The sequence below is a fragment of the Pseudomonas reactans genome (genome assembly GCF_013387025.1).
In the GTDB taxonomy this organism is placed as follows: domain Bacteria; phylum Pseudomonadota; class Gammaproteobacteria; order Pseudomonadales; family Pseudomonadaceae; genus Aquipseudomonas; species Aquipseudomonas reactans.
In genome coordinates, this window is sequence record NZ_JACAQP010000005.1 from 36,168 (window position 1) to 53,636 (window position 17,469).

General features: G+C 58.8%; 19 protein-coding genes and 1 tRNA gene. 11 read left to right on the plus strand and 9 right to left on the minus strand.

What is annotated here, in order from left to right; all coding sequences use genetic code 11:
* Positions 1-21: 21 nt before the first annotated feature.
* The 4 genes from ggt to HX793_RS04495 all read right to left on the minus strand — a co-directional run bounded on the left by ggt (position 22) and on the right by HX793_RS04495 (position 3,684).
* Positions 22-1,851: a gamma-glutamyltransferase gene (ggt, locus tag HX793_RS04480; RefSeq protein WP_177095028.1), complete on the minus strand. Its 1,830-nt coding sequence runs from the start codon at positions 1,849-1,851 to the stop codon at positions 22-24.
* A gap of 35 nt (positions 1,852-1,886) precedes the next feature.
* Positions 1,887-2,666 (minus strand): PhzF family phenazine biosynthesis protein, encoded by a 780-nt coding sequence (locus HX793_RS04485; RefSeq protein WP_177095026.1) that lies wholly within the window; start codon positions 2,664-2,666, stop codon positions 1,887-1,889.
* Between the two features lie 198 nt (positions 2,667-2,864).
* Positions 2,865-2,941 (minus strand) — tRNA-Met (locus tag HX793_RS04490).
* 191 nt (positions 2,942-3,132) lie between these two features.
* Positions 3,133-3,684 carry an RNA polymerase sigma factor gene (locus HX793_RS04495; RefSeq protein ID WP_177050406.1) on the minus strand — a complete coding sequence of 184 codons (552 nt, stop codon included), beginning with the start codon at positions 3,682-3,684 and terminating at the stop codon, positions 3,133-3,135.
* A gap of 260 nt (positions 3,685-3,944) precedes the next feature.
* Here HX793_RS04495 and sctW point away from each other — a divergent pair, with 260 nt between their 5' ends.
* The 11 genes from sctW to sctU all read left to right on the plus strand — a co-directional run bounded on the left by sctW (position 3,945) and on the right by sctU (position 14,082).
* Positions 3,945-5,009, plus strand: a complete 1,065-nt coding sequence (gene sctW / locus HX793_RS04500) for a type III secretion system gatekeeper subunit SctW (protein ID WP_025999788.1) — start codon at positions 3,945-3,947, stop codon at positions 5,007-5,009.
* Positions 5,006-7,099, plus strand: coding sequence for a type III secretion system export apparatus subunit SctV (sctV, locus tag HX793_RS04505; RefSeq protein ID WP_177050404.1), 2,094 nt, complete (start codon positions 5,006-5,008; stop codon positions 7,097-7,099). The genes sctW and sctV overlap by 4 nt, the downstream gene beginning before the upstream one ends.
* A 34-nt stretch (positions 7,100-7,133) precedes the next feature.
* Complete coding sequence (locus tag HX793_RS04510) at positions 7,134-8,033, plus strand: FHA domain-containing protein (protein WP_177050480.1); 900 nt, start codon at positions 7,134-7,136, stop codon at positions 8,031-8,033.
* Positions 8,030-9,388, plus strand: a complete 1,359-nt coding sequence (locus HX793_RS04515; protein WP_308936650.1) for a FliI/YscN family ATPase — start codon at positions 8,030-8,032, stop codon at positions 9,386-9,388. The genes HX793_RS04510 and HX793_RS04515 overlap by 4 nt, the downstream gene beginning before the upstream one ends.
* The gene (gene sctO / locus HX793_RS04520) at positions 9,375-9,803 is read left to right on the plus strand and encodes a type III secretion system stalk subunit SctO (RefSeq protein ID WP_177058711.1); all 429 of its coding nucleotides are present in this window, start codon (positions 9,375-9,377) and stop codon (positions 9,801-9,803) included. The genes HX793_RS04515 and sctO overlap by 14 nt, the downstream gene beginning before the upstream one ends.
* Positions 9,804-9,991: 188 nt before the next feature.
* Positions 9,992-10,258 (plus strand): type III secretion system HrpP C-terminal domain-containing protein, encoded by a 267-nt coding sequence (locus HX793_RS31525; protein ID WP_306790375.1) that lies wholly within the window; start codon positions 9,992-9,994, stop codon positions 10,256-10,258.
* Positions 10,255-11,268, plus strand: coding sequence for a FliM/FliN family flagellar motor switch protein (locus HX793_RS04530; RefSeq protein WP_177058709.1), 1,014 nt, complete (start codon positions 10,255-10,257; stop codon positions 11,266-11,268). Before HX793_RS31525 ends, HX793_RS04530 begins: the two co-directional genes overlap by 4 nt.
* Positions 11,265-11,918 carry a type III secretion system export apparatus subunit SctR gene (sctR, locus tag HX793_RS04535; RefSeq protein WP_177095024.1) on the plus strand — a complete coding sequence of 218 codons (654 nt, stop codon included), beginning with the start codon at positions 11,265-11,267 and terminating at the stop codon, positions 11,916-11,918. Before HX793_RS04530 ends, sctR begins: the two co-directional genes overlap by 4 nt.
* A 7-nt stretch (positions 11,919-11,925) precedes the next feature.
* Positions 11,926-12,189, plus strand: a complete 264-nt coding sequence (gene sctS, locus HX793_RS04540; protein ID WP_178905457.1) for a type III secretion system export apparatus subunit SctS — start codon at positions 11,926-11,928, stop codon at positions 12,187-12,189.
* Positions 12,190-12,199: 10 nt separating this feature from the next.
* On the plus strand, positions 12,200-12,988 hold the full coding sequence (gene sctT / locus HX793_RS04545) for a type III secretion system export apparatus subunit SctT (protein ID WP_016977093.1): 789 nt from the start codon (positions 12,200-12,202) through the stop codon (positions 12,986-12,988).
* A complete protein-coding gene (sctU, locus tag HX793_RS04550; protein ID WP_177050383.1) occupies positions 12,985-14,082 on the plus strand; it encodes a type III secretion system export apparatus subunit SctU in 1,098 nt (365 codons plus the stop codon). Before sctT ends, sctU begins: the two co-directional genes overlap by 4 nt.
* Here the strand turns inward: sctU and HX793_RS04555 are convergent, their stop codons facing one another.
* Genes HX793_RS04555 through HX793_RS04575 form a run of 5 tightly spaced genes read right to left on the minus strand, consistent with a single transcriptional unit; the run spans position 14,083 to position 17,408 of the window.
* Entirely contained in the window at positions 14,083-14,433 is a 351-nt protein-coding gene (locus HX793_RS04555; RefSeq protein ID WP_177050381.1) for a transcriptional regulator, read from the minus strand.
* Between the two features lie 11 nt (positions 14,434-14,444).
* On the minus strand, positions 14,445-14,648 hold the full coding sequence (gene hrpT / locus HX793_RS04560) for an HrpT family type III secretion system protein (RefSeq protein ID WP_095014614.1): 204 nt from the start codon (positions 14,646-14,648) through the stop codon (positions 14,445-14,447).
* The gene (sctC, locus tag HX793_RS04565; protein WP_177095022.1) at positions 14,645-16,783 is read right to left on the minus strand and encodes a type III secretion system outer membrane ring subunit SctC; all 2,139 of its coding nucleotides are present in this window, start codon (positions 16,781-16,783) and stop codon (positions 14,645-14,647) included. Before sctC ends, hrpT begins: the two co-directional genes overlap by 4 nt.
* Before the next feature lie 14 nt (positions 16,784-16,797).
* The gene (locus HX793_RS04570; RefSeq protein WP_306790376.1) at positions 16,798-17,193 is read right to left on the minus strand and encodes a type III secretion system chaperone family protein; all 396 of its coding nucleotides are present in this window, start codon (positions 17,191-17,193) and stop codon (positions 16,798-16,800) included.
* The gene (locus tag HX793_RS04575) at positions 17,193-17,408 is read right to left on the minus strand and encodes a hypothetical protein (protein WP_177002307.1); all 216 of its coding nucleotides are present in this window, start codon (positions 17,406-17,408) and stop codon (positions 17,193-17,195) included. Before HX793_RS04575 ends, HX793_RS04570 begins: the two co-directional genes overlap by 1 nt.
* Between the last annotated feature and the right edge of the window lie 61 nt (positions 17,409-17,469).

A 17,469-nucleotide genomic window follows, 5' to 3' on the forward strand; every position in this document is an offset into this window, starting at 1 on the left:
CGTTCTCCGTTGAGTGAATAGTCAGTCGCCAACCGCTTCGCCTTCACGCCGAGGGTCGGCGCCGCCGCTCAGCGACACCTTGCCCTGGGCATCCCGTGTGCGGACGATGGCCTGGATGCCGCTGGTCATATCGATCTCGCTCAGCGCATGGCCCTTGTCCTTGAGCGCCTGTTTCAGCGCTGGGCTGAACAGACCGGCTTCCAGCTCGGTCGCGCCATTGCGGCTGCCAAAGTTAGGCAGGCTGATGGCGGCTTGCGGGTCGAGTTTCCAGTCGAGCATCGCCACCAGGGACTTGCTCACGTACTCGATGATTTGCGAGCCACCGGGTGAACCCACTGTGGCCAGTAACTCGCCGCTCTTGCGGTCGAACACCAGGGTTGGCGCCATGGCCGAACGCGGGCGTTTGCCCGGCTCGACGCGGTTGGCCACGGGCTGGCCGTTTTCCTCGGGGATAAACGAGAAATCGGTCATCTGGTTGTTGAGCAAGAAGCCCTGCACCATCAAATGGGAACCAAACGCCGCTTCCACCGTGGTGGTCATCGACACAGCGCCGCCCTGGTCATCCACCGCCACCACTTGCGATGTAGAAATGCGCAACGGCGAGCGGTCCGGCGCGTAGGCCACCTGGATACCCGCAGGTACTCCCGGCTTGGCGATGCCCATGCTGCGCTCGCCGATCAAGGCGGCGCGCTTGGCCAGATACTCCGGTGCGACAAGGCCAGCCACCGGCACCGGAACGAAGTCTGCGTCGGCAACATAGAGCGCGCGATCGGCAAACGCTAAACGTCCGGCTTCGGCCAGCAGGTGCACGGCTTCGGGTGTGGGCTCAAGGCCTGCAGGCGACAGACTTTTCACTGGGAACATGGGGGCGATGGCCTGGGCCGGATTGCGAGCCTCCAGCGCCTGCAAGGTGCCGAGGATTTGCGCGATGGCGACTCCGCCCGATGACGGCGGTGGCATACCGCAGACTTTCCATTGTTTGTAATCGGTGCACAGCGGCGTGCGCTCCTTGGCGGTGTAGCCCTTGAGGTCCGCCTGGGACAGGCTGCCCGGGTTGCGATGACCCTGCACCTTGCTCGCGATTTCATCAGCAATCGGCCCTTGGTACAGTGCATTCGGCCCTTCCTTGGCGATGCGTTTGAACACGTTGGCCAGTGCCGGGTTTTTCAACAGCGTCCCGGTGGCTTTCGGTGTGCCATCGGCGTTCAGAAAGTACGCCGCCATGTCGGGCGATTGTGCGATATAGCGGTCGGCTGCGATCAGGCTGTGCAGGCGTGGAGAAATGGCGAAGCCCTGTTCCGCCAACCGGATCGCCGGCTCGAACAGCTCGGCCCATGGCAGGTGGCCGGTCTTCGTGTGTGCCATCTCAAGTGCACGCAATACCCCAGGCGTGCCGACTGAGCGTCCGCCAATCTGCGCTTCTGGAAACGCCATCGGCTTACCATCGGTCTTCAGGAACAACCGCTCCGTCGCCCCGGTCGGTGCGGTTTCGCGGCCGTCATAGGCGCGCACCGTTTTCCCGTCCCACAGCATGATAAACGCGCCGCCGCCGATTCCGGAGGACTGCGGCTCCACCAGCGTCAACACCGCCTGCATCGCAATCGCCGCATCGATCGCCGAACCCCCCTTGCGCAGCATCTCTCGCCCGGCCTCTGCGGCCAGAGGGTTGGCGGCCGCTGCCATATGGCGCGTGGCCTGTTGGGTGGTGAGGTCGGTGCGATAGCCTGAGCCCAGCTCTGGTGCCGGTGGCTGTTCGTTGACAGAGGTGTTGCATGCAGCCAGTGCAAGGGCTGCGGCAATCACCGACAGTTGACGGCGGGAAATCGAAAACACGCGCTGAACTCCGTTCATTTTGAGAATGATCTGTTGTCCTTGGGTACTGCTTTTTACAGGTAAATCGTGCCTTGCAGGTACAACACCGCATGGCCGGAAATGATCACGCGGTCACCTTTGAGTTCGCAACGCAGTTGGCCGCGGCGTGCGCCGCCTTGTTCGGCGGTCAGTTGCGACTTGCCCAGGCGTTCGGCCCAGAACGGCGCCAATGAGGTGTGGGCTGAGCCTGTCACTGGGTCTTCATTCACGCCGACGTTGGGTCCGAACCAGCGCGAAATAAAGTCAAATCGCGCGCTTTTGGCCGTCACTGCAATCCCGCGTTTGGGCAAGCCTTTAAGGCGTGCGAAATCCGGCTTCAGTGCGGCGACTTGCGCTTCGTCTTTCAGCAACACGATGTAGTCATCGGTGCTGAATACGTCGGCCTGCTCAATGCCCAGTGCGCTCAACATTCCAGCGGGGGGCGCGCAGGGGTGGGGCTGCTTGGCCGGAAAGTCCATCGCCAGCTCATCGCCGTTGCGGGTTACCCGAAGTTCGCCGCTACGTGTCGCAAAGCGCAACACTTCAGGTGCATCCGCCAGTTGGTGAATCAGCACCCACGCCGCCGCAAGCGTGGCGTGGCCGCACAGGTCCACTTCGACCTCTGGGGTAAACCAGCGCAATTCGTAGATATCTCCACGGGGCACGAAGTAGGCGGTTTCGGAGAGGTTGTTTTCGGCGGCGATGTTCTGCAATTGCTCATCGCTGAGCCACTCGGTGAGCGGGCAGACCGCCGCCGGATTGCCGCCGAAAGGGGCCTGGCTGAACGCGTCGACTTGGTAAATGTCCAGTTTCACCGTGGAGCACTCCGTAAATAGAAGGGAGGCTGGACACTAACAGTGGGTCAGGGGAGCGTCAAAATACAGATCGCGCCTTTTTTCGAGCGCAATTGCACCGCCTCCTGCTACATCACCGCAATGGCTTGGGCTAACGACCGGCACTTTTCTGGAGGCATAAAAAAACGGCCTACCTTTCGGTAAGCCGTTTTTAGTACTTGGTGGCTACACAGGGACTTGAACCCCGGACCCCAGCATTATGAATGCTATGCTCTAACCAACTGAGCTATGTAGCCAAGTGGCGCGCATTATTCGCGTAGAACGAGATTGCGTCAAGCATTTATTTTGAATTTTTATCTACGCTTTCAACTGTTTAAGCGAAACCGCCGGTTCGGGCGACGGGTGGTTCGCGATTCACCTTGTCGCGCATGAGAAAAGTCGGATCGAATTGGGCAGATATCCCTGCCGCCCAACGCGTAGTCTGACGTTACGGGTGCTGCGAGTTGTGAGTGGCGCGCTTGAGGTGCTCACGTGCCCGTGACAAGCGTGAGCGAACAGTGCCAATAGGAATCTCCAGTACGTCGGCCGTGTCTTGGTAACTGCCGTCGGTTTCCAGCGACGCGTACAGCGTCTTGCGCATCTCCATCGGCAGGTGGTCGATGGCACTCAAGGTTTTTTCCAGGCGCTGGTTGATTTCAAATTCCCAATCCAGGTCGTGATTGTTTTCCTGACCATGCCACAACGACTCATCGAATTCGCAATGTACAGGCTTGGCATACAGGCGTCTGAAATGGTTGCGTATAAGGTTTTGCGCGATACCGCACATCCAGGTGCTGAGCGTGGCATTGCCGCTGAAGCGATCACGGTTGCGCCAGGCTTCCAGGTATGTCAATTGAAGAAGATCATCCGCATCTTCCGGGTTGAGCACGCGCTTGTGTATGAAGCGGCGTAGTTTTTTTTGCTGGTCATCGGTCAGGTGGAGCATGAATTGAGGCGAGCTGCCAACAAGGTGCGCTAAAGCTTCAATAGGGATATTCATGATTTTTTCCTTAGGGTAGACGCAGTCGACGAATCTCGTCGGGAACCCCATAGCACTGCCTGTGCCAATCGGAAAAAACATATAACTAACTGTTTTTTATTAATTATTTTTTTTAATTCGCTTTTTTTTGAGCAACTATTTGCGCTGCGCAAAGATTGCGCATGCAAGTCTTTTCAAATTGATCTTGGATCGGCGTTTGATGGAACCGAATGGGCAGCTTGTTCCACATAGGGAAACACTCTTCCTGTGCGGGCCTGTCCATGAAAGTCGAATCCAGCAACGATGTGCAAAGGGTCCAGCGTCTGGACCAACCGGTTGTCAATACTGTTGCCGTGCCTTCACCCGCTAAGGGCGTCGATGATCTTGGGCACTTGTTCAGCGAGGAGGTGGCGGTCAATACCCAAAGGCTGAGTGAGCGGAAGATGGGCGTCCGTGTGCCTGCGACCGAGCAGCTTGTGCAGCTTTATGATCAGTTGGGTCACCCGGCACAGGCGACATTGGCATCCGTGTCACGTCGAATCAGGCTGCAACTGTTGCAGAAACCTTCGCTGGAGAAATTACTGGACCTTACAGGTGGGGACCCGGCGCGCGCGTTCGTGGTGCTCAAACAGGTAGTGGCCCAAGCCGATAGTGAAGTCCGTCCTTCCGAGGCCGCCCTCGCGCGTGATGCCATTGCCAGGCTGGAGGTGCGCTTCAAAGGTGAGATTCAGGCTGGCTTGAACATCGCCGTGGCGCTACAGGCAGCCTGCGTTGATCCGAACGAACGCCAGGCATTGCGGGCGCTCTACTACACCAGCGTAGTCACCCGCCAATCTCTGGCGACGATGATGCAAGCCCTGCTGGGGGTTTACGGTGGCGAGGGGTTCAGTACCGGGCTTGGTATCATGCGTAAAGCCTTGGCGGACGACATTGCGGCGATGGTGTCGTCGATGCCCACGCCTCTGCTGCGTACCTTGTTGCTGGGGCTGCAAAGCTGCGGCCAGTTGAGCTCCGTGTTGACGGGGTGCCGGTCGCTGGTCCAGCGCCTGAATATCGAACAGGACGCAGTGACCTTGCTGCAACGAATGTTAGCGTACGCTGGGAACGGCATCACGGTTGAAGAATTGCTTCGACTGGGGGATGAGCTGGGAGGGGGGGCGACGGATCGACAGGTGATATCCCTCAATGCCCTTTACCCTTTGCTTCAGCAGTTGCCCATTGCGTTGTGGCCTGATAGCCGAGCGCGTCAGGACACGCTGCTGGCTCTCTTGGCGGTGATTGGGGAGCTGGATCGCTCCATGCGCGGCCAGGCGGGCATCACCGGCAGGTCGAGGGGCCTGGTGTGACCGCGCTGTCGGCCATCAATAGCGTATTGCTCAAAGTGGCACAGCGCGCTGAAGTGCTTGGCGCCGTTGTGGTTTTGGCTATCGTTTTCATTTTTATCGTGCCGTTGCCCACTTGGCTGGTGGATATTCTCATCGCCCTCAACATCTGTATCTCATGCTTGTTGATCGTGCTGGCGCTGTACTTGCCTGGGCCGCTGGCGTTCTCATCGTTCCCGTCGATTCTGTTGCTGACCACGATGTTTCGTCTTGCGCTGTCGATCGCGACCACGCGCCTGATCCTGCTGGAACAGGACGCCGGTGACATCGTCGAGGCCTTCGGAAATTTCGTGGTCGGTGGCAACCTGGCGGTGGGGATGGTGATCTTCCTGATCCTGACGCTGGTCAACTTCCTGGTGATCACCAAGGGCTCGGAGCGGGTGGCTGAAGTGGCGGCGCGCTTCAGTCTGGACGCGATGCCGGGCAAACAGATGTCCATTGACAGTGACCTGCGTGCGGGTTTGATTGACGGTGCACAAGCACGTGACAAGCGGGAGCAGTTGTCCCGGGAAAGCCAGTTGTTCGGGGCCATGGACGGGGCCATGAAGTTCGTCAAGGGCGACGCCATCGCCGGTTTGATCATCGTTGTGGTCAACCTCTTGGGTGGTTTTTCCACGGGTATGTTCCAGCACGGCTTGAGTGCGGGCGAGTCAATGGCGCTGTACTCCGTATTGACCATCGGCGATGGCCTGATTGCACAGATCCCGGCGCTGCTGATCTCCCTCACCGCCGGCATGATCATCACCCGCGTGGCGCCCGACGGGAAAAAGGGCATCACCAACATGGGCGCCGAAATTGCCCGGCAAATGACCAGCGAGCCCAAGAGTTGGATCATTGCTTCGGTGGGGATGCTCGCGTTTGCAATCGTGCCGGGCATGCCGACCGGGGTGTTTATCCTGATCTCGCTGATCACCGGCTCCCTGGGTTACTACCTTGTGCGGAAGCGTCGGTTGCAAGATCAGCCAGCGCCCGAAGCGGCCCAAGCCGTGCGTCCCGAAGAAAATGGCCGAGAGGACTTACGCGGATTTGATCCGTCAAGGCCCTATCTTTTGCAGTTCTCCCCGGTACTGCGAGGCACACCGGAGGTCGCTGATCTTATTCACGCAATCCGCCAGGCCCGAAATGCGCTGGTCGCCAATATAGGCCTGACGTTACCGCCATTCGAAGTCGAGCTTGACGACTCATTGGACGATGACGAAATGCGTTTCTGTGTCCATGAAGTGCCGATGGTAAAAGCGTCGGTTGTGCGTTTAGTGGCGGTGGAACGCAACGCGCTGACAACTGAACCCGAGAACGCGAGACTGGGTCTGGCCGAGCGCGATGAGCAGCATTGGGTCTGGCTGGAACCGAATGATCCTTTGCTCGATGATCCGCAGGTGGAACACTTCACGGCGGCGAGTCTCATCGTTGAGCGGATGCGGCAAGCCATGATGCTCAGTGGGCCTCAGTTTTTGGGGGTCCAGGAGAGCAAGTCGATCCTCAGTTGGCTGGAACATAGCCAGCCGGAGTTGGTGCAGGAGCTTCAGCGGATCATGCCACTGTCGCGTTTTTCGGCGGTGTTGCAACGCTTGGCCAGCGAGGGCGTGCCGTTGCGAGCGGTGCGGCTGATTGTCGAGTCGTTGATCGAGTACGGCCAGCATGAGCGTGAGCCGGAAGCGCTGGCCGACTATGCACGCATAGCCCTCAAGGCACAGATCTACTACCAATATAGCGAGGCCGACGGCCTGCACGCCTGGTTGTTGTCCCCGCAGACTGAAAGCACTCTACGTGAAGCTCTTCGCCAGACTCAGACGGGAGTGTTCTTTGCACTCGGCGACGATGACAGCGCGGCGTTGATCAATCTGCTCAATCAAGCCTTTTCCGCACGACCAAAACTCAAGAGTGTGCTTTTGGTTGCGCAGGATCTGCGCAGTCCGCTGCGTACGTTGTTGTTGGAAGAGTTCAATCATGTGCCGGTGATGTCTTTTGCCGAGTTGGGTAGCGCCTCCAAGGTCAAGGTGTTGGGACGCTTTGATCTGGGCCAGGAGGAACTGATGCGCGGTGCGGCGGCATGAGAGCTCGGTTACGCGCGACGCGGAGGGCTCGATGATGTTCGAGTTACGGGTGCTTGATGGATTGCATCAGGGCGCGGCGCTGCCTTTGTTCGGGCAGCAGTGGAGCATTGGTGCACATGCCGAGGCTGACTTGGTACTGAGCGATCCGGGCATTGCTGAGCGGCATGCACACCTTCGGCTCATCGATTCGAATTGGTCGGTGCAGTCCGAAGCCGGGTTGTTGCGGGATGCCATGGGCCAGTTGTCCGCACAGATCGCGAGTCTGGCGCCGAACGTAACGTTTTCTGTGGGAACGGTGCGTCTGTGTGTCTCCTTGGCCGAGGAAAGCTGGCCCCAGGCGCCGGTTCACTCGGCCGTGACGGTGCTGCAGTCGAGTGAGCCGGCGCGAACAATCAAGTTATCGTCCATCCCGCCTTCGCAGCAAAAACGCCTGATTTCTCTGGTGCTGGCGGTAACGGTCATTTTCCTGATAGTGGGAATGGCGTCCACGGGAGAGCCTGAGGCCCAAGCTTCCTTGAAACCCCCTGTGGTTCAGAAACAAGAGCTGGCCTCCCCGTTTGAAGTGCGCCAACAGTTATTGAAGATGCTCAACGAGCGTGAGTTGAACCAACGCGTCAGCCTGCAGGTGGTCAATGGGCAAGTCACACTCGGTGGGGACGTTTCACCGGATGATGTTGAGCTGGTGGCACGGATGCTCAGTCGTTTTGGTGAGCAGTTTGACAGCTCGGTCCCAGTGATCAGCCGTGTGCGTGTGAGTGATGGGGTATTGCCGTTCAAGATTTTGCAGATCGTCGGCGGTCCCAATGGCCACGTAGTCCTTGAGGAGGGCAGCCGACTTTTTGTAGGCGACGAGGTAGACGGGCTGCGGCTTGTTCTGATCGATAACAGCAAAGTGGTTTTCGAGGGCGCGCAGCGGTATGAGGTGCGCTGGTGAGCGTTGATCTACGTGAGCGTCTTGACGCCTGGCAGCAGCGTCAGACCGAGTCGCTGGCCACCTTTGCGCCGGTGACGATGCGTGGGCGTATCCAGCGCGTGAGCGGGATGTTGCTGCAATGCCGGTTGCCCCAGGCGCGTATCGGTGACCTGTGCCAGGTAGAGAAAAATCCTGGCGACTATATGTTGGCCGAAATCATCGGTTTCGATCAGCAGGATGCCGTGCTCAGTGCCTTGGGCAACCTGGAAGGTGTAAGGGTGGGCGCCAGCGTGGAGCGCCTGGGAGTATCGCACCGGGTACAGGTCAGCGATACGTTGCTGGGCCAGGTGCTGGATGGTTTCGGTCGGCCGATCACCGGGGAAGGTCCCAGTGCATTTGTCGAGGCTGATCTGCCGGACGCAAGTGCCGTCTTGTGCGAAGCACCTTTGCCCACCGACAGGCCGCGAATACATCGGGCGCTGGCCACCGGCGTACGGTCGATCGATGGCCTGCTGACGCTCGGCGAGGGCCAGCGTGTCGGCCTGTTCGCTGGAGCCGGTTGCGGCAAGACCACGCTGTTGGCCGAGATTGCCCGTAACGTTGAGTGCGATGTGATCGTGTTTGGCCTGATCGGTGAGCGCGGACGGGAGCTTCGTGAGTTTCTCGACCATGAGTTGGATGAACAGCTACGCGCCAAAGCGGTACTGGTGTGCGCTACCTCCGACCGATCGAGCATGGAGCGTGCCCGTGCGGCGTTCACCGCCACGGCATTGGCAGAGGGGTTTCGGCGCAAGGGGAAGCGGGTCTTGCTGCTGATTGATTCCCTGACCCGCTTCGCCAGGGCCCAACGCGAAATCGGCTTGGCTGCCGGCGAGCCTTTGGGGCGCGGAGGCTTGCCTCCCTCGGTCTACAGCCTGCTGCCGCGGTTGGTGGAACGCGCGGGGTTGACCCGTGAGGGCGTGATTACAGCAATCTATACGGTACTGATCGAGCAGGACTCCATGAATGACCCCGTGGCCGATGAAGTTCGTTCGTTGCTCGACGGTCATATCGTGCTGTCGCGCAAATTGGCCGAACGTGGGCACTACCCCGCAGTGGATGTGCTGGCAAGCCTTTCACGGATCCTGAGCAACGTTGTAGAGCCTGTTGACATCCAGGCGGGCACGGCGCTGCGACGTTTGCTGTCGGCGTATCAGCAGATCGAGCTGATGCTCAAGTTGGGGGAGTACCAGCCCGGCAGCGATGCCCTGACGGACTTGGCGGTAGACAGCCGTCAGGCGGTCGACGGTTTTCTGCGTCAGGACCTGCGTGAGCCATCACCTCTTGAGGAGACGCTGGCACAACTCAAGGAGCTGACCGCCCATGTCCCTTTCTGATACGCCGCAGGGTGAAGTTGAAACCCTGCGCCGCTTGCGCAGGCATCGCGCAGACAGGGCCGAACGAGCCCTGCGCGAGGCGAAGCGGGCCCAGCAAATGCTGCTCGCAAAGATCCAGCAAGCCCAGGACGCGCTTGAAGAGACTCAGCAGGAGGAGGCCCGGCAAAGTGCCCAACTGCTCAACCAGCATCAGGGCCAGGTGTTGACCCTCAAGGCGCTTAAGTCCTGGGGAGCGCAGGAGCGCTCCCTGTCGGCCAGCACCCGGCGAGACATGGGCCAGTTGGAGGCATTGCGCGATCAGCGGCACGCACAGGAAAGTCGGGTTGGCAGCGCGCAGAAGGCGGTCACTCAGTGCCTGCGGCAGGTGGAAAAACTTCGGGAGTTATCCCTATTACTGGCGCAGGAGTCGATATGACCCAGGTTGTTGATAAGGTCACTGAACATACGCGTGTACGCGAGTCCCGAGACGATCGTGAAGCGGGTGGCATCGGGGGCGTGCCATGGGAATACAGGCAGTTGTTTGCGCGGTTGTTTATCGATGACGGTGGAGATCATGGGGCAAGGGCTTCCATGTCGGGAACGAAGGAAATATCGGGAGTCGCCATGATCACGGCGCTCACCGAGCAACTGGTGCCCCGTGTGATGGCGGGTTCGCAATGGCCTCTGCAGGCGGTGTTGTACTTGCCCCGGCTAGGACGGATCAACGCCAGTGTGCGCCGGGAGCAGAACGCTTGGGGGATTGAGCTGGACGCGGAACAAGACGCTACAGCACGCTGGCTCAGTGGCGTTCGCCAGGCGTGTGAACTTCAACTGGCGCGGGCACTGGGGCAGCCGGTCAGTCTACGGCTGCCCCATGTCGGTAACGCATGATGGTACCGACGCTGACATTGCCTTTAGTCAACGGCAACACGGTCAGCGCGCGCGCTCGATTGGGGCGCGGTCTCTGCCTGGCGTTTCAGGTCGCCGGGCAAGGCGGTGCGTTGAACATCGAGCCTGGGCGCGCTCCGGCAGGTGGCGAGACGCTGTGTTTTGAAACAGTGCGTGGCGTATTGGCGTTGGCTGAGGCCGGGCCACTGCTCAGTCTGCTTGGCGAATGCACAGTGACACTGGCCAAAGCCGGCAATGACCCACAATCGTGGTTCTGGGCGCTGTTCCAGCAACATTTGAGCCCGCAGGTGAGGGAGCTGTTGGGTTACGTGCGCCTAGTGCAGACCGAGCGTCCCAGGGGCGTTGGCTGCCGGCTCACGGTGACCCTGGGCGCGTCTCGGGCCGTAGGCTACATGTGGCTGACGCCCGAAAGTTTCCTGGCATTGTGCGATGCCGCGCCCTGGCGTACCACTGCCGCCCCCCTGCCGGCGGCGTTTCAACTGGCAATTGCCGTGACGCTGGGACACACGTCGTTATCGATCGTGCAGGCGCGCAGCCTGCGAGTCGGTGATGTGCTGGTGCTGGACCACGCTTTTTTTTCAGCTCAGGGCAGCGGCTACGTACAGGTCGGGCGGCAGCGGCTGCGTGGGTGCATTGACGATGATACCGGGCAGTTATGCCTGACTCTTACTTCTATCGAGGACACGCCTGTGGACGAGAATTTTGCAGTCCCCCATTACTCAGGCCATGAGGAAGACGAGCAGGTGATGGACGTGTTCGGCCATGAGCCGTTCGACGAATTGAGCATGGCATTGAACGTACGCTGCGGAACGCTGAACCTGACCTTGGGCGAGTTGCGAAACCTTGCGCCTGGTTCGGTGTTGGGGGTTACAGGCTACGCCCCGGGAACGGCCGGACTGTTCTATGGGGACCGACCTATAGGCCAGGGGCAGTTGGTGGAAGTCGACGGACGCCTGGGCCTGCAATTGTCCCGCGTGACATTCGGTCGATGACCTTGCAGGGGCTGGATCCCCTTATTCTGGCGGTGTTTCTTGGGGCTTTGTCGCTGCTGCCCCTGCTGTTGATCATCTGCACATCTTTCTTGAAGATCGTCATTGTGCTGATGATCACTCGCAACGCCATTGGCGTGCAGCAAGTACCACCGAGCATGGCCATCAACGGCATTGCACTGGCGGCAACGCTGTTCATCATGGCGCCAGTGGGATACGAAATCGCCGAGAGCGTCAAGGTTTCACCGCTGGACATGAGCAACGTGCATGCGTTCCTGCAGACTGGCAATGAGGCCATCCAGCCGTTGCGTGCCTTCATGCTGCGCAACGTCGATGCGGATGTACTAACGCACCTGCTGGAAAACACCGCGCGTCTGTGGCCTGCGCAAATGGCGCAGGAGGTCCGGCGCGAAGACTTGATTCTGCTGATCCCTGCTTTCGTACTGTCCCAACTGCAGGCGGGATTTGAGATCGGTTTTCTGATCTACATCCCTTTCATCGTGATCGACCTGATTGTCTCCAACCTGCTGCTGGCGCTGGGCATGCAAATGGTCTCGCCGATGACCATTTCGTTGCCACTCAAACTGCTTCTGTTTGTGCTGGTATCCGGTTGGTCTCGGCTGCTCGACAGCCTGTTCCTTTCCTATCTCTGAGTGGCGTATGGAACCGATCGTGTTGTTCAAGCAAGGCATGCTGCTGGTGGTAGCGCTATCAGCACCCCCGTTGATCGTGGCGGTGGTAGTGGGCGTATTGACGTCTCTGGTGCAGGCGTTGATGCAGGTACAGGATCAAACGCTGCCCTTCGGTATCAAGCTGGTGGCGGTGGGCATTACATTGATTATGACCGGCCGCTGGATTGGCGTTGAGTTGATCCAGCTGATCAATCTGACCTTCGACATGATCGGCCGCTCGGCCCTGAACTGAGGTTTCGCCTGTGCTGCTATACCTCGATTTTCTTCCGAGTCTGCTGATCGGGATGGCGCGTATCTACCCGTGTTGCATTCTGGTCGCGGCGTTTTGTTTTCAGCATATACGCGGCATGCTCAGGCACGTTCTTGTAATGGTGATGGCGCTGATGCCCGCGCCGGGTATTCATGCGATGTTGGAAGGTAGCGATATCTCCGCACTGATGCTCGGCGCCCTGGTGCTGAAGGAAGTGGCCCTTGGATTGTTGCTGGGCGTATTGCTCTCCATGCCATTCTGGCTGTTTGAATCGGTGGGGGCATTGCTGGACAACCAGCGCGGTGCATTGGCAGGCGGGCAACTCAACCCTTCGCTGGGACCGGATGCGACGCCGATCGGTCATTTGTTCAAGCAATTGGCGATCTTTCTGCTGATGGTCACCCTGGGGCTTGGCGCGTTGACTCAGGTGATCTGGGACAGCTATCTGATCTGGCCTCCCACCGTGTGGTTTCCGCTTCCGACGGCCAATGGCATGGGCGTTTTCGTCGGGCTGCTTGGCGATACCTTCACGCACATGATGCTCTACGCCGCGCCCTTTATCGCTGTGCTCCTGTTGCTGGAATTCGGCATTGCGTTGCTCGGCGTCTACAGCCAGCAATTGCAGGTGAGCTCACTGGCTCCGCCGGTCAAGAGCCTGGCCGGCATTGGTATCCTGCTGTTGTATTTTGCGCTGCTGCAAGACCTGATCGTCGGACGCATGAGCCAGCTTGGCGACCTCAAAAGCTCGTTGGGAATCCTGTTCAAGGTCGGGATGCCATGAGTGATTCAGGCGAAAAAAAGCATCCGGCGTCCGCAAAAAAACTGCGTGACCAACGCAAGAAGGGTCAGGTTGCCCAGAGTCAGGATATCGCCAAATTGCTGGTACTGACGGCCATCAGCGAAATCGCCTTGTTTACTGCCGAGACCAGCCTGCAACGCTTCCAGCAATTGATGTTATTGCCGATGTCTCGCCTCACACAGCCTTTTGTACGGGCACTGGAAGAAGTGCTGTTCGAGGCAATGGTGGTGTTCTTTTCATTCGCCCTGTTGATGGCTGGGGTGGCGATTCTCTCGAAGCTGATCAGCAGTTGGATGCAGTTTGGGATGCTCTTCGCCCCGGAGGCGCTGAAGCTGGACTTCAATCGTCTTAACCCGGTCAGCCAACTCAAGCAGATGTTCTCAGCCCAGCAACTGATGAACCTGTTCATGAGCATTGTGAAGGCGTTCCTTATCGGCTTGATTGTGTACGTGGCGGTCTGGCCCTCATTGGACACGCTGATCAATCTGGCCAACAGCGATCTGCAAAGTTACATCGTTGCGTTGATCGCGTTGTTCCGTCACCTGCTGCATCTCTGCCTGGGCATGCTGCTGGTGCTGGCATTGATCGACCTGGCAATGGTCAAGCACTTCTTCGCCAAACGCATGCGTATGACCCAGGTGGAGGTGGTCAAAGAGTACAAGGACATGGAAGGTGACCCGCACGTCAAGGGTCAGCGCCGTGCGTTGGCGCAACAGTTGGCCCAGGAAGAGCCGAAGGTCAAGCTGCCCAAGTTGGAAGAGGCCGATATGCTGGTGGTCAACCCCACCCACTTTGCTGTCGCGTTGTATTACCGTCCCGGCAAGACGCCGATCCCGATGTTGGTCAGCAAGGGTACGGATGCGCAGGCCCGTCAGTTGATCGCACGAGCAAAATCTTCCGAGGTGCCGGTGATCCAATGTGTGTGGCTGGCCCGAACACTCTATACCGCGAAACTGGGTGCGGGCATTCCTCGTGAAACCTTGCAGGCCGTGGCGCTTATCTACCGCACCCTGCGTGAGCTGGATGACGTAGCCAAACGTGAGACGCTGGAGTTGCCAGAGCTTGAGCGGCGTTGATCATCGGCTGCGGCGTGAGTCCAGGGCTTCGAGGTTGACCAGTGACAGCATCCGGCTGAGGATCGTGTCGACAGCGCCGTTCGTTGCCGGTAGCGCGTGCCAGATGACCAGGGCATCCTGAGGGTCGAGGTAAACAAAACAACCACCGAATGCCAATGGTTGCTCATAGCGTCGCTCCAGCGCCCGCTGCAACTGTCCGGTTTGTACCACCTCCCGAGCAATGTGCAATGCCAGTCCCGGACGCTTGCCCGCGTGCTGTGCACATGCCTTGACCCCCACAGCGAGCGACAGGTGAGCGGCAGTGCCACTCACCAGGTTGCGCAGAAATACCTCGCGTTGATCGTCCGGCATTCCCATAGGGCTCATCGTTCCAGCGACACCGTCTGATAGTCCGCCCGTTCCCCGGCGGGGCCCGGTTCGGCACGCATCTGCGACGGCCACCAGATCACCATCTTGTCCTTGGACGATTGCGGGCGCGAGCAGGAGTCGCCTTTGCAAGTAGGGGTGCAGCCTGCGACGAGCAGCGTTGCGCCGAGTAAGGTGGAAAACACTAAGTGCCGTTTCATGGATTGTCCTTCTGGGCAGCGTTGATCAAGGAGGGGCGTGGCACGCCGAGGTGTTCATCTTTCACCACTGGGCGCATGGCGATAAACACCTCGGCTTCTTCACCCGGCTTGAGCCAGGCGCGTGGCCACACGCTGACAGCCAGTGTTTGCGAATTACTGCACTCTTTTTCGTCGATACGTACATTGCGCTTGAACTGGTTGCGCAGCACCACGACCGCCACGTTGTATTCGGGGCCGGCATACCATTGGCTGCGTTCGTTGTTCAGCGCCAGCAGGTCGCGTGTGCTGCACAAGGTATTCAGACCCACAGGCATCGGCGCGACCTTGAAAGCCTTGGGAACCTCTCCGCTCACCAGGTGCGCCAGCGTGCTGATGATGTCGCTGCGTTTGATCACTGGCTGGTGCGGCGCATAGCGTCGGGCCAGTGGAGTGAGCGCAGCTTGCAATTCGACCTGATCGGCCTGGGGCAGGTAGCGTGACGGGTCGGCCTGGTCGCCGATCACGCGCGGGGTAAGAATGAACAGTCGTTCACGCCGGTTGTTCTGCCGTTCGGTCGAGGAAAAAAGGGCCTTTCCCAACAACGGGATGTCGCCGAGCAAGGGCACCTTGTTTTGCTTGTCGGTACTTTCGGTGACATGGAAGCCGCCGACGACCAACGAACGCTTTTCGGCCATCACGGCCTGGGTACTGACCTTGCCTCGGCGTACGTCGAAATTATTGGGATTTGCGTTGGAGTCTTCGAAATTTCCATCCTCAATATCAATCGCCAGATGGATCTGGTGACCGCCCCGGCTGGTGATGACCCGGGGAACAACCTGGAAGCTGGTCCCCACGGTGATTGGCAGGATCGTTGCGACCTGACGCCCGGGTGTCAGGTATTGCGTACGGTTGAAGTCGATGACGGCAGGCTGGTTTTCCAAGGTCAGTACGGATGGGTTGGAGACCATGGTTGCCAGCCCTTTGGCTTCAAGTGCACGGATATCTGCGTAGAACCGCTCGCGGTTCTCAATGGACAATTGTGAGGACGTGCCAGGTGCCAGGTTGGTGCCTCCACCACGAAATCGGCTGTTCTGAAAGCCCCAGTTCACCCCGAACTCACGCAACTGTGTGCGCTCGATATCAAGAATGATCGCGTCGATTTCCACCAATTTGCGCGCGACATCAAGTTGGGCGATGAGCTCGCGGTACATGGCTTGGCGCTCTGGCAAGTCGTAGATCAGCACCGCGTTATTGCGCACGTCGGCTTCGACGCGAATCCTGCTGGTAGGGACGGATGCGCGCGGTGTGAGTACTGGACCGGCGTCCTGCCCACCGCCCGTAGCGTTTGCACCGAGTATCTGTCCTAACAAAGGGTTGTTCAGCCTGGGAATAGTTGGCGCGAGCGGGGAGGGCTGTGATGCCGGGCGCTGGCTCAGCCCCGATAATGTCGAGGACGAGCGTGGCTCCAGCAACCCGCGCAGAACGCTGGCAACCCCCGGTATTGTGAGCTTCTCGCCGCGGTAATCCACTTGGTTGTCTGTGGCGTTGGCGAACTTCAGCGGGTAACTCAATATGCTTTGTTTTTCATCCGGTGAGCGGCGCTGACTGCTGAACTGTTTGATCTGTTCGATGTAGCGTTGAGGGCCAGAGACAAGTACGACACCATCTTCCGACAACTCTCCCCAGCCAAACCGGCTGTCGAGCAGGCCTATGTCGGTGAGCGCCTGCTTGAGGTCGGCAATGGTCTCTGAGGAAACTTCCAGCCTCGCCGATTCTTGCAGGTCCAGAGTGCTGATATAAAGCGTATTGTTGTACAAGTACCACTGGAAGCGGTGTTCTACTCCCAGCCTGTCGAGCATCGACTGCGGAGTATTGGCGCGTATCTTGCCATTGACGTTGCCCTCCAGCAGGCCTTCGATTTGCAGGCGCGTACCGAAGGTCTGGGCGAAGTCTTCAAGCACTTCCCGCAGCGGTTTGTGCTCGGCCTCGTAGGCGTACGCAGTGTTTTTCCATTCAGAAGGAATGGCCGCGAAAGCGCTTGGTACAGGTATCAGCAGCCAAGGCAGCGCGAACAGGCAGCGCCACCCAACTCGTTTTGACAATGTGTCGGGCGAATCAAAGCGCAAGCAAGTGTGCTTGTAGGGCTTGGTGTGCATAGGGCGTTCTCTGATTAGTAAGACATCGAGCGTAGTGAGGTGGGTGTGAGCTGTTTGACCTGCCGTGTAAGGCGCGCTGCAGTGGAGCGCCAGGTGTCACGCTGGTTGAGCAGCGCTTGGAGGCAATTGAGCAGGTTCGTGTGGTCACACGTTCCCTGGAGGCTTTGAATCAACCAGAGCGCACTCGTATCAGGTTTCAGCGCCAATGCACCTTGGAAATGATTCAGGCTGACAGCACTCAGGCGCATCCAGCCGGACAAGGCGGCGTTAGTGCATGGCGTCGCCGTCAGTTGGGCCTCCAGCAGCACGGCTCCCCCCTGGCGCTTCAACATGATTTCGTCGTCGCCTTCGAACAAGGTGATCTGCTCTTTGTGGCTGCTCAACCAGTCTTTGACTAGCGTTTTCATCATTACTGGAAGCTCTCGAAGACACTTTTGAGCAGCATGTGATTGACACGGTTATGCTCGAGATAGGCCATTTGAGTGGTTGCCTTACTCATCGCCAACTCGAAGAACTCTGCATCCGATCCATTTTCGGCAACCTCTGCAGAGTGTTGTTGATAACGTTTGTGTGCCGCGTCGCTGTTTCTCAATAATTGGCCAGAAAGACCGTTAAAGAAGTCCATGGTTTCTCCTTCATACATCGTGAATTGGCGTTGATGACTGGGGTCTTGTTATGAAGCTTTC

Bases quoted from the DNA above. Each gene is read 5' to 3' on its own strand.
- ggt (WP_177095028.1), bottom strand. From the start codon at position 1,851: ATGAACGGAGTTCAGCGCGTGTTTTCGATTTCCCGCCGTCAACTGTCG.
- HX793_RS04570 (WP_306790376.1), bottom strand. From the start codon at position 17,193: ATGATGAAAACGCTAGTCAAAGACTGGTTGAGCAGCCACAAAGAGCAG.
- HX793_RS04575 (WP_177002307.1), bottom strand. From the start codon at position 17,408: ATGGACTTCTTTAACGGTCTTTCTGGCCAATTATTGAGAAACAGCGAC.
- HX793_RS31525 (WP_306790375.1), top strand. From the start codon at position 9,992: ATGATCACGGCGCTCACCGAGCAACTGGTGCCCCGTGTGATGGCGGGT.
- hrpT (WP_095014614.1), bottom strand. From the start codon at position 14,648: ATGAAACGGCACTTAGTGTTTTCCACCTTACTCGGCGCAACGCTGCTC.
- sctC (WP_177095022.1), bottom strand. From the start codon at position 16,783: ATGCACACCAAGCCCTACAAGCACACTTGCTTGCGCTTTGATTCGCCC.
- sctR (WP_177095024.1), top strand. From the start codon at position 11,265: ATGACCTTGCAGGGGCTGGATCCCCTTATTCTGGCGGTGTTTCTTGGG.
- sctW (WP_025999788.1), top strand. From the start codon at position 3,945: ATGAAAGTCGAATCCAGCAACGATGTGCAAAGGGTCCAGCGTCTGGAC.
- HX793_RS04530 (WP_177058709.1), top strand. From the start codon at position 10,255: ATGATGGTACCGACGCTGACATTGCCTTTAGTCAACGGCAACACGGTC.
- HX793_RS04495 (WP_177050406.1), bottom strand. From the start codon at position 3,684: ATGAATATCCCTATTGAAGCTTTAGCGCACCTTGTTGGCAGCTCGCCT.
- HX793_RS04555 (WP_177050381.1), bottom strand. From the start codon at position 14,433: ATGCCGGACGATCAACGCGAGGTATTTCTGCGCAACCTGGTGAGTGGC.
- HX793_RS04510 (WP_177050480.1), top strand. From the start codon at position 7,134: ATGTTCGAGTTACGGGTGCTTGATGGATTGCATCAGGGCGCGGCGCTG.
- sctU (WP_177050383.1), top strand. From the start codon at position 12,985: ATGAGTGATTCAGGCGAAAAAAAGCATCCGGCGTCCGCAAAAAAACTG.
- sctO (WP_177058711.1), top strand. From the start codon at position 9,375: ATGTCCCTTTCTGATACGCCGCAGGGTGAAGTTGAAACCCTGCGCCGC.
- sctS (WP_178905457.1), top strand. From the start codon at position 11,926: ATGGAACCGATCGTGTTGTTCAAGCAAGGCATGCTGCTGGTGGTAGCG.